Consider the following 357-nt stretch of genomic DNA (forward strand, 5'->3'; position numbering starts at 1 on the left):
GAGATTATGGAGCCTTTTTGAGTATATACAAAAAGTCCCATATGACCTATAATGAAAAGCAACCACACTCACATTAGAAAGACTCATATGGAACAACTTTATCATACCACAGAACTAATTGGAATCAAAGACAAAAACATTAAAATTCTCTTCATTTTGAAACATCAGACCCATCTAGAAATCAGGGCAAAGCTAGATTACGACAGCCCTGGTTGTCCTCATTGCCAAGGAAAGTGTATCAAGTACGACTTTCAAAAGTCGTCAAAGATTCCGATTTTGGATTGTCAGGGCTTTCCGACCCTCCTCTTGCTTAAGAAACGACGGTTTCAATGCAAATCTTGCCAAAAAGTGACTGTA

Annotated in this window: 1 protein-coding gene; it reads left to right on the plus strand. The window is 38.1% G+C overall.

Annotated features, from left to right (window positions below; translation table 11 throughout):
• Positions 1-87: 87 nt before the first annotated feature.
• A partial coding sequence (locus C1E99_RS09060; protein WP_161498600.1) for a transposase family protein occupies positions 88-357 on the plus strand: 270 nt, incomplete at its 3' end.

Origin of the sequence: Streptococcus suis, assembly GCF_002964045.1 — a bacterium.
In the GTDB taxonomy this organism is placed as follows: domain Bacteria; phylum Bacillota; class Bacilli; order Lactobacillales; family Streptococcaceae; genus Streptococcus; species Streptococcus suis_U.